Raw genomic sequence first — 10,135 nt, forward strand, 5'->3', positions numbered from 1 at the left:
GGAAAGTTTCGATATGGGTGCAAATTCTGCGCTAATTTTTGGCATCATCATTAACGTAGCGATTTTGCTCGTATTCTTCCGCTTTTTAATGCAATTGGCAGCAGTAAGCCCTTATAACCCAGTTGTACTTTCTACGGTAAAAGCAACCAAAATCGTGGATGTTTTTAGCCGAATTTTTCCAACTGTTGCAAATGGACGAGTAAATTTAGCAGCATTAGCTTTAGTTGTTGTCCTGTATTTGTTGAAAATTTTTGGCATGATGTACTTAGCAGGTGCAATGCCAAATAGTCCTATTCACTTGGTTATTTTAACTTTTGTGACGATGATTCAAGATTTAATTCGCTTTTGTCGTTACTTAATTTTTGCCACTATTATTTTGAGTTGGGTTGTGATGTTTACACAATCGCGCTCACCTTATATTGAAGTCATTCAAGAGTTAGCTGAGCCTTTGCTTGCGCCATTTCGTCGTATTTTACCGAATATGGGAATGATTGATCTTTCTCCAATTGTTGCTTTCTTAGCATTGTTTGTTGCAGAAATTATTATGAATGAAGTCGCAAAAGCATTATTGATTGGGCTATAAAATTTCAGTAATAAAAAAGGACGCTAATGCGTCCTTTTTTATGTTAAAGCGAAATTCCCTCTCTTTTTAGGGGAGGGGTAGGGAGAGGTATTCCCAACCTTCCTCCTACAAGGAGAAAGAAGCTTTACCTTAATGCGCCTCGTCCCAGTTTTTACCTTTACCTACTTCTACAATAAGTGGTACTGAAATTTGTAAAACAGATTGCATGACTTCAGCAAGTTTTGGTGCAAGCTCATCTGCAATGTTTTCATCAACTTCAAATACCAATTCATCGTGTACTTGTAAAAGCATTTTGGCTTGATCTTTTGGAAGCATTTTTTCAACCTCAATCATTGCCATTTTAATGATATCTGCTGCTGAACCTTGAAGTGGCGCATTAATCGCTGCACGTTCAGCGGCTTTACGTACCATCATATTTCGGGCATCGATATCTGGTGTATATAAACGACGACCTAAGATTGTTTCAACAAAGCCTTGTTCTAAAGCAACTTGGCGAGTGCGTTGCATATACTCGTAAATGCCAGGGTAGCGATGGAAGTATTGCTTAATATAATCTTGCGACTCTTGGCGAGTAAAACCAAGTTGACGAATAAGACCAAATTCAGACATGCCGTAAAGTAGACCGAAGTTTACAGCTTTGGCTTGGCGACGTTGATCATTGGTCACATCTTCAAGAGCAATGCCTAAAACCTCTGAAGCTGTGCGACGGTGAACATCTTGACCATTATTAAATGCATCGACTAAGGCTGCATCTTGTGAAAAATGAGCCATTAAGCGCAATTCAATTTGTGAGTAATCGGCAGCAAGTAAAATACGACCTTGAGGTGCAATAAATGCTTTACGAATTTGACGTCCAATTTTTTCACGAACAGGAATATTTTGTAAATTTGGGTCAGTAGATGATAAACGACCTGTTGCCGTTAAAGCTTGATGATAGCTTGTATGTACACGATGTGATTCATCATTGGCTTGTTTTAATAAGCCATCTGTATAAGTGCTTTTGAGCTTCGATAAACCACGATATTCCAAAATTAAATCTGTAATCGGGTGATCAATTTTTTCTAAAACACTTTCACTTGTACTGTATTGACCTGTAGACGTTTTCTTTCCGCCTTTCAGACCTAACTTATCAAACAAAACCTCACCAACTTGCTTTGGTGAGCTGACATTGAAGCTTTCGCCTGCAATTTCAATAATTTGATTTTCTAAATTTTGAATGGTATTAGCAAAATCTACGCCTAACTCATCTAAGAAGTTTAAATCTAGCTCAATACCGTTTTCTTCCATCATTGTTAAAACACGAGCAACAGGCATTTCAATATTATGAAGAAGGTTTAAAAGCTCTGGATGCTTACGTAATTTTTCATCTAAAACTTCATAAAGACGATAAGTCACATGTGCATCTTCAGCGGCATAATGTGCTGCTGTTTCAATTTCAATTTGATTAAAGGTTTTTTGTTTAACGCCTTTACCTGCAACTTGCTCATAAGTTGTGGTTAAGTGACTCAAATATAAACGTGAAACATCATCCATACCGTGGCGTGTTGCAACAGAATTTAATACATAAGATGCAAGCATGGTATCGAAATACCAACCTTGTAACGCAATGCCGTGATTTTCTAAAACGTGTGCATCATATTTTAAATGATGTCCAATTTTTTGAATTTCAGGGTTTTCTAAGATTGGTTTAATTTGAGCTAAAACTGTTTCACGATTTAATTGTTCAGGAGCACCTTCATAATCGTGTGCGAGCGGAACGTAATATGCATCATTAGCATCGAAGGCAACAGAAAAACCAACAATTTGTGCAACACGATAATCTAAACTTGTTGTTTCTGTATCAAAAGCAAAACGCTTTTCTGTGTTTAAGCGTTGGAATAATTTGTCCCAATCTACTTGAGTTAAAACGGTATGATAAGTTGCTTCACCGAGTTGATCATCTACACTTGTTACGGATGCATGATCTTCATTTTCTGTTGATGCTGCTACAGTTGTATCTTTTACAATCGCTTTAGTTGCTTGCTTGTAGGTTGCATTATTTGGGTTGTTTGGATGATCCAATGACTGTAATTGAGTACGGAATTCTAGCTCAGTATATAAGTTACGAAGTGCATCGACATTTGGATCTTGTAGTTTTAAGTCATCATAACCAAAGTTTAAATCTAGATCGATCACAATACTTGCAAGTTGATGGTCTAAGGCAATGCCTTCTACGCTGTCTTTAATGTTTTGACCAACTTTGCCTTTAACTTTATCGACATTTTCTAAAATACCGCCGATAGAACCGTATTCCGTAAGTAGTTTGGCAGCAGTTTTCGCACCAACACCAGGAACACCCATAATGCCGTCAGAAGCATCACCCATAAGAGTCAAGTAGTCGATAATTTGATTTGGCCAAACGCCAAATTTTTCAAATACACCATTTACATCAAGTGGACGTTCTTTAAAACTGTCTTCTAGGGTCACTTTATCAGTCACAAGCTGCGCCATGTCTTTATCTCCTGTAGAGATAAGAACTTGATGACCTAAAGCTTCGGCACGTTTTGCTAAAGTACCAATGACATCATCAGCTTCAGCACCAGGAAGGGTATGTAGCGGAATACCTAAAGCACGAATAAGCGCATGTAGATATGGAATTTGTTGTGAAAGCTCATCAGGCATACTCGGACGATCACCCTTATAAATAGGTGAAAGTTCATGTCTGAAAGTTGGTTCGGGAGTATCGAAAATAACAGCCATATGTGTAGGCTGAATTCGACGCATTAACTTTTGAATAGCAGCAATTGCACCACGGACGGCATTTGTTTGCAATCCTGTTGACGTGGTTAATGGGGGCACAGCGTGAAATGCACGAAATAAAAAGTATGAGCCATCGACCAAGACAAATGGTGGCATTGATAAAGTCCTTATCCAAATAACGGTGTTATTGTACGTGATTTTTGAAGTTATCGCAGAAACATGATTTTAACGCTAGATTATCGAAGATCTATACAAGATAAAATATGTGAGTTTGTGGAATTAATATAAATAGATAAAAAATCCCTCACATTGGAGGGATTTTATTTTTGAAAGAATTATTTTAAGTCAGGTTCTCGTTTAACTTCTTTCTCATTTGCATATTGATCGATATCTTCTTGTGTTAATGGGCGAAGAGGGTGGTCAACAAAGCCCATTTTAGGAACAGGTATTTCGATTTGATTTGAAAGGAAACCATTTCGAATACGTTCTTGCATTTCATCTCGAACTTTTAAGAAGTTTTCTTGCTGGCACCAAACGGCAAAAAGTAACTCAATTGATGATTCACGGAAAGCCGTTACGGTAACCGCAGGCTTTGGATCGGTAAGTACCAAGTGATATTTATTTGCAACATCCAATAAAACTTCACGTACTTTAATGATGTCTTCGTGGAAATTAATAGCAAGCGTAATCGGGATTCGCCGTATGGGAAACTTAGATAAGTTTTGTACAGGGGCTCGAATAAGTTGCTCGTTTGGCAAACGGACATAAATATTATCTTGTGTAAGAAGTTTTACTGATAGCAAATCAATCGAAATTACTTCACCTTCAATGGTATGTCCACGGATAAGTGTAATTTGAATGGTATCTCCAATTTCAAAGGAGCCTTCGCCAATCAAGAAAATACCACTAATTAAGTTAGATGCAGATGTTTGTGACGCAAAACCCAGTGCAACCGTTAAAATACCTGCTGCACCCAAGAATACACTAAGTTTAAATCCTGCTTCTTTTAGACTTGTCATAAAGAATAACAAGAAAATGAAGTAGAAAATCCCTCGACGCCAAATAAGACGTTGATGTGCGTTAAAACGAGATCCGATAGTACGAATAAAGGTGTTTGAAATAAAACGTGCAATTAAAAAGCCAATAAAACATAAAATAATTGCGACTAAAATTTCAGTTAAACGATCTGTATTAATATTGGTAAATATACCTGTGATCGTTTGGGTAACATCTTTTGTAATTTGATTATCTGCCATGTTACCCCCTTAGAAAAATGATTCAAACATATTAAATAACATACCAGCAGGCTCACGTGGTGGATGAAGATAGGTAACTTCGCCAGCAAGTGGTGGTGTTCTATTTTCTAAGCGAATTCGAGGAGGTCTATCTAAACCTTCATGAATGACTTTAATTTGAGAAGTCCATAAGCGATCTGTTGTTTCACTATAAAATAAAGGTAAAGCAGGAACAGGGACGCTCATTCGATCAAAACGAAGTTGCTGATTACTTGTATTATGAAATTCAATAGGTGTAACGGCACGAAATGCACGACGTGTAAGTTGTTTTAACTCTGTTCTACCATCGACGGCTGTGGCATAACAAATTTCCCCAGTACGAGGGTTAGGGCCAAACCAAGTATCTTTAGGTAAAATAATAGGTAAGTCGAATATTGGCTCTTTGTGACCTTCAATAAAGCCTGATAGCCATAAAGGTGTACTAATATATAAGGTTCCACGTTGACCAGCAGGAATGTAAATCGGGTCAATAGGTTTAATTACGACTGATCGATTTGCAAGGCGTGGTAGTAATTGTAATTTACTTTCAGTTTTCCTAAACATGTAGCGTTCAATTTCAAGCGGTTGAGGAAATCCAAAATTTGGATCTTCAATTTTATGCCACACTTGCTCATAGTCATATTGAACTTGAGGGCGATGGTATTCCAAGCGCCACTCCTGCATGCCACGAGTAATACGAAAAAGTAGAGAGCCAAATTGCCATGCTTGAGGAATATTGAGTTCGAATTCTTTTTCTCCCCACCACTGAATGTCATGAGGATTAGATTTTAAAAAAGTATTATTTTCTGACAATTCAATATCCTTCTTCTTCCTAGGTACTAAACAGACGTATTGTTACTATATATCTTAACGTATATGTAAATTTAATTATTTCAATATTATTATGGAAACAAGCATAAGATGTTTAAATAGTTACAAATTAGTAAATATAAATTTATAACACAATTTGAAAAGAGTGCTTATTTAAAGCACGCAAATAAAAAATCAGTAGCACGTGCTACTGATTTTGAACGCACTAGCTTTACTTTACCAAAGTTCGATAATTTTACTCATTAATTGTGCACGAAATGGTGCTGTCGGGTTGCCTGCGTTACGACGAGTTTCATTTTCATAAAATTTCTGCCATGTTTGTATCATTTCTAATGAAACATCTTGGCTTTTAAGTTTTTGAACGTCTTCTTTGGTGATGTTGTTTAATCTCTTTTCAGCACCATCAGGTCCTGTGCCCCAACCAATAACCCCTTGTCCGAATGAAGGAAGACTCATGTTATTTGGTGTAGGTGGTATTTCTAAACGTGGAATATTTGGATTCACTAAAGACTGTATTTGTGGGCGAACATTTTTTGAAATAGTGAGTTCTGCAAATACTGTTGATGACATACAAATAAGGAATGTACTAACGATGGCGTTTTTTAGCATAATAATAGGAGATGGATGTAAATAAGAATCATTATTATAATATAAGCTTGCTTGTATTTAAAATGATATTGTTCTGAAAGACGATATATTAGTAATTAATTAAAACGCGATGATTCATGAGTGGCATAGAGTCACGAATCACTTGTTGTTCAGCTAAGTCGAAGGGAACGGTAATAAGCTGAGCTCCTTCATTTTCAACACTCGCTAGAATTTTCCCGCGAGAATTGGTTGCAGCTGTATGCCCCCAAGTTTGACGTTTCTCGCCGTGCCAACCCTGTTGAGCTGCACCTAAAACTTGACATTGACTATCCATTGCACGTGCTTGTAATAACAGTTGCCAGTGCATTTCACCTGTTGTGTAGGTAAAAGCAGCTGGTGCAGTTAAAATATTTGCACCTTGGTTCCGAAGCATGAGCGCTAGCTCAGGAAAGCGTAAGTCATAGCAAACCATTAAGCCGATGTTGCCAAACGGTGTTTTTGCAACAACAACTTCTGTTCCTGGTTCAAAGTTTTTAGATTCTTGATATCCACCAACGGCATCACTTACTTGTACATCAAATAAATGAATTTTGTCATAGCGAGCTTCAGTTCTTTCAGGGCTTATACATAAGCTCGACGTTCTTACACGACCATCTGAAATAACGCTACCATTTGGACGAAATGGGCATGGGAGAGTGCCTGCAATAATCCAAATTTGATATTGATGCGCTAAGTTCTCAAGACGTGCTTGAATACTTAAGAATTGTTCAGCCGTATCACGTTGTTTACCTGCAGCAAAACAAATGAAGTTTTCAGGAAATACAATGAGTTCAGCACCATCTGCTTTACTTTGTTGAATTAATGATTCAATAACAGTGAAGTTTGCTTCAATGTCATTTTGGGAGTTCATTTGTGCAACAGAAAGTAAAGTCATGGGGGAGATACCAAAAATTAGATTAAACGTTTTGGTTAGACGTTTGCTCTAGATTGTCTTGTTCTTTTTGAAGCTGTTTAACCAAAGGTTCGAACATATTTTCGTTACTTTGATTTAACTTCATTAATGTTTTGTGAGCATCTAAAACTGTAGTGAGCATTGCGCTATGCGTAATATGTTCTTCCATTAATGCAAGAGTGCATACAGAAGGATCACCACAGTAATTTAAAATCACAAAAACCTGACCCAAGCCCATACTGTTGGCTAAGGTTGTAATATCTGGATTTGTAGAGAGCATTACAGCTTGAATATTATGAGCTTGTTTAAGCTTTAAGCCTAATTTCGCTAAAATTCCTAAAACTGTACTATCAATAAATGTTGTTTGCGTCATATCTACGATAGCGCCGACTACATTTTGTTGCTGTTCAATTTTACTAAGAAGTTTGTCTAAACTGATGCAAGATTGGGCACGCACTTCGCCAATAAGCTTAAATATATGCGTTCCATCCAAGCTTGCGTATTCAACATGACCTGTTGACATATAAATGCCATTTGCAGAGAAGGATAGAAAATTATCCCATAGCCAATCTATAGACTCAAGTATTAAACGGTCTTATCTGCTATGCTATGTTTTTAAGTTATTGAAAATAAAGTTAATTTATTCGCTTTAAACTGAGGATGGCAATATCATCTGCCACATGTTCAGGTGCTTGAAATGACTGATTTTTTAAATGGAAGACTAATTGTTCAAATTGTTCGCTTAAACCACCATCGAAAGGTTCAAGTGCGCCATCAGAACAAATAATAAAGCGTGCTTGTTTATTTAGCGTGCATTCAAATTCTTCAACTTCAAGGTCTTCAGTAAGTCCCAATGGAAAGCTACTTGTATTTAAAACAATTGGTGTTTGATTGGGTTCAAAAATAATGGCGGGAGGATAGTGACCTGCACTAGACCAACGAAGTTGATGTGTTTCTAGATTTAAAATACCGCTGATCATCGTAATATGCTTTTCAATGTTCTCTTGAACAAGCATACCGTTTAATTTTTTGATTAACTCTCTAGGCGATTTTGAGCGACCATGAAAAGCTGCCATCCATGAAGTGAGTAGGCTACTTGTGACACCATGTCCTGAAACATCAGCTAAATAGAACATTAATTCTTTATCACTAATTTTCCAATAATCGAACCAATCACCAGATAAATAAGCTGAAGGTTGAAATAAGGTTTCAACTTTATAATTTGTGAGTTCGATAGGGTTGGGAAGTAAGCGTTTTTGTAATTCTGCAGCGGAAGGTAGGTCGCGACTATCTTGATTTCGTTTATATTGCGCATCAATTTTTGAAAGTGCATTTTGAGGATTGCTAGGTAAATTATTCCATAGCCAACCTGCTAAAGCACCCATTTCCCAAGCTTGTGCTAAAGCAATTCCTTCAGAATCAAATGCTAGAACAATTGTAGGTAAAGACCATTGATGGGTTAAATAATCTTGAATATCAGCAATTGCAATAATAGTTGGATCATACAAAGAGATATCTTCTATACGAATCATTTGCACACTAGGAAGCGTCTCAAGTACATAATCTAATTGAGGGATGTCACGTGTGGGTTGAATGAAATACATATTAAAGTGTGTATGAGCCAGTAAAAGAATATAAAAGTACTATAACAATAAGATGGAGAAATACTAGAAAAAGTTAATACTCTCCATCATTGTTAAATCCGTTATTGACTGTTTAATGAATCATCTTGATCATCATCAGAAACGTCATCAATAAAGTTGATACCATCTGCATCTAAACCTTTCTTCTCAGCAATAATAAAGTTTTGACGCTGTAAATAGATATCACGTATTGCTGCGTATTTATCACCTTGTAAAATACCTTCAAGGTCAAGTAGTTGTGCTCGAGCACTGATACCGCGAAGAGCTTGATCAGTCCAATATATGCTGTTGTGATTTAAATAGTTTTGTGGGCGGCCAAAAGTATCAACAGCTAAACCAAAACCATCACGCACAGTACTTGGTCCAAAAACAGGTAAGACTAAATAAGGACCAGATGGCACACCATAATAACCAAGCGTTGTACCAAAGGTTTCTTTTTCACTATCTAAACCAACTCTACGAGCAGGATCAGCAAGACCTAATGTAGTTAGGGTGTTAAATGTAAAACGACCTAATGTTTTAAGTGCACGTAAAGGGCGTCCTTGAATAGTTTGGTTTACCGCGTTCCATGGCTCCCCTAGGTTTGTGCGAAACTGGTGATGAGACTCACGAACATCAACTGGAATTTTAGTTTGATACTGAACTGCGACAGGTCGAACAATTGTTCTATCTAATGCATCGTTAAATGCAAATATTTTTCGGTTTAATGGTTGTAAAGGATCTTTAATATCATCTGGCTGTGCTGCGTTTGCATTCACTTTAAAATTTTTAACTTTAATGTTTTTTAGATCTTTAATAGAACTAGAATTTGAAAATGTTTCATCTGTCTTTATAGAAAGGTCTTCATTGGTTGCATTTGTATTGCTATCCGCTGCATGGCTGAGGCTGGAGAATAAGCCAATTGAGCATAGTGCCAACCAAATAATTTTTTTATCTTGCATAAGTAATCCCAGTACTTTTTATACAAAAAGCAAATGAAGAAAAATAGTAAATCAATGATAACAGTATTTTTGATGCTCGCAATGCTTTCTAATTAGGCAAATATGATAAAAAAAAGTAATTTTTGATTAAATAACCATCGCTTGATAGAAGAAAAATAAAAAAAGTGAAAAAGGGGGTTGTATTGGAATGGGAATGCTGTAGAATGCACATCCATCGGCGGTGATGAAGATTAAAACTTCTGATAAAACAGCAACTTAGCACTAAGTGTTAAGATTGGGTTTTAGAAAGAAAGTTTAAAATAATTTAAATTACCAGTTGACTTTCTAGAGATAGAGAGTAATATAGCCGACCTAGCTTGCTACTGACGAAGTAACAAGAAGATCATTAAGAGATTATGAAGAACAACTTGTGTGGATTTTTACTAGTTGATCAATCGAAATTATTTTCATTGATTTAATGGTAGAAATTACTCGAAGTTTATTTGAGAAATATTTGTCAGAAAATTGATGAGCCAAGATTGGTACCCTTTAAAGGTACTACTGATTTTAAACTGAAGAGTTTGATCATGGCTCAGATTGAACGC

General features: G+C 36.6%; 9 protein-coding genes. 1 reads left to right on the plus strand and 8 read right to left on the minus strand.

Annotated elements, in window-relative coordinates:
* Positions 1–13 precede the first annotated feature (13 nt).
* Positions 14–583, plus strand: a complete 570-nt coding sequence (locus AC5YDH_RS10175; protein WP_496119157.1) for a YggT family protein — start codon at positions 14–16, stop codon at positions 581–583.
* A gap of 129 nt (positions 584–712) precedes the next feature.
* Here the strand turns inward: AC5YDH_RS10175 and polA are convergent, their stop codons facing one another.
* From polA to AC5YDH_RS10215, 8 genes are all read right to left on the minus strand, one after another.
* On the minus strand, positions 713–3,478 hold the full coding sequence (gene polA, locus AC5YDH_RS10180; RefSeq protein ID WP_496119159.1) for a DNA polymerase I: 2,766 nt from the start codon (positions 3,476–3,478) through the stop codon (positions 713–715).
* Positions 3,479–3,657: 179 nt separating this feature from the next.
* The gene (locus tag AC5YDH_RS10185) at positions 3,658–4,578 is read right to left on the minus strand and encodes a mechanosensitive ion channel family protein (protein ID WP_496119161.1); all 921 of its coding nucleotides are present in this window, start codon (positions 4,576–4,578) and stop codon (positions 3,658–3,660) included.
* Between the two features lie 9 nt (positions 4,579–4,587).
* The gene (locus AC5YDH_RS10190; protein WP_496119163.1) at positions 4,588–5,409 is read right to left on the minus strand and encodes a DUF432 domain-containing protein; all 822 of its coding nucleotides are present in this window, start codon (positions 5,407–5,409) and stop codon (positions 4,588–4,590) included.
* 234 nt (positions 5,410–5,643) lie between these two features.
* Positions 5,644–6,036, minus strand: coding sequence for a DUF4951 domain-containing protein (locus AC5YDH_RS10195; RefSeq protein ID WP_496119165.1), 393 nt, complete (start codon positions 6,034–6,036; stop codon positions 5,644–5,646).
* Between the two features lie 88 nt (positions 6,037–6,124).
* Positions 6,125–6,949 carry a carbon-nitrogen hydrolase family protein gene (locus AC5YDH_RS10200; protein WP_496119167.1) on the minus strand — a complete coding sequence of 275 codons (825 nt, stop codon included), beginning with the start codon at positions 6,947–6,949 and terminating at the stop codon, positions 6,125–6,127.
* A 22-nt stretch (positions 6,950–6,971) separates the two neighbouring features.
* The gene (gigB, locus tag AC5YDH_RS10205; protein WP_496119169.1) at positions 6,972–7,490 is read right to left on the minus strand and encodes an anti-anti-sigma factor GigB; all 519 of its coding nucleotides are present in this window, start codon (positions 7,488–7,490) and stop codon (positions 6,972–6,974) included.
* Between the two features lie 112 nt (positions 7,491–7,602).
* Positions 7,603–8,571 (minus strand): RsbU family protein phosphatase GigA, encoded by a 969-nt coding sequence (gigA, locus tag AC5YDH_RS10210; protein WP_496119171.1) that lies wholly within the window; start codon positions 8,569–8,571, stop codon positions 7,603–7,605.
* A gap of 101 nt (positions 8,572–8,672) precedes the next feature.
* Positions 8,673–9,551: an MlaA family lipoprotein gene (locus tag AC5YDH_RS10215; RefSeq protein WP_496119172.1), complete on the minus strand. Its 879-nt coding sequence runs from the start codon at positions 9,549–9,551 to the stop codon at positions 8,673–8,675.
* Positions 9,552–10,135 lie beyond the last annotated feature (584 nt).

The sequence above is a fragment of the Acinetobacter sp. FY683 genome, assembly GCF_059515885.1.

Excerpts from the sequence above, each read along its gene's own strand:
- AC5YDH_RS10175 (WP_496119157.1), top strand. The coding sequence starts at position 14 with ATGGGTGCAAATTCTGCGCTAATTTTTGGCATCATCATTAACGTAGCG.
- AC5YDH_RS10215 (WP_496119172.1), bottom strand. The coding sequence starts at position 9,551 with ATGCAAGATAAAAAAATTATTTGGTTGGCACTATGCTCAATTGGCTTA.
- gigA (WP_496119171.1), bottom strand. The coding sequence starts at position 8,571 with ATGTATTTCATTCAACCCACACGTGACATCCCTCAATTAGATTATGTA.
- AC5YDH_RS10200 (WP_496119167.1), bottom strand. The coding sequence starts at position 6,949 with ATGACTTTACTTTCTGTTGCACAAATGAACTCCCAAAATGACATTGAA.
- AC5YDH_RS10195 (WP_496119165.1), bottom strand. The coding sequence starts at position 6,036 with ATGCTAAAAAACGCCATCGTTAGTACATTCCTTATTTGTATGTCATCA.
- AC5YDH_RS10185 (WP_496119161.1), bottom strand. The coding sequence starts at position 4,578 with ATGGCAGATAATCAAATTACAAAAGATGTTACCCAAACGATCACAGGT.
- gigB (WP_496119169.1), bottom strand. The coding sequence starts at position 7,490 with ATGTCAACAGGTCATGTTGAATACGCAAGCTTGGATGGAACGCATATA.
- polA (WP_496119159.1), bottom strand. The coding sequence starts at position 3,478 with ATGCCACCATTTGTCTTGGTCGATGGCTCATACTTTTTATTTCGTGCA.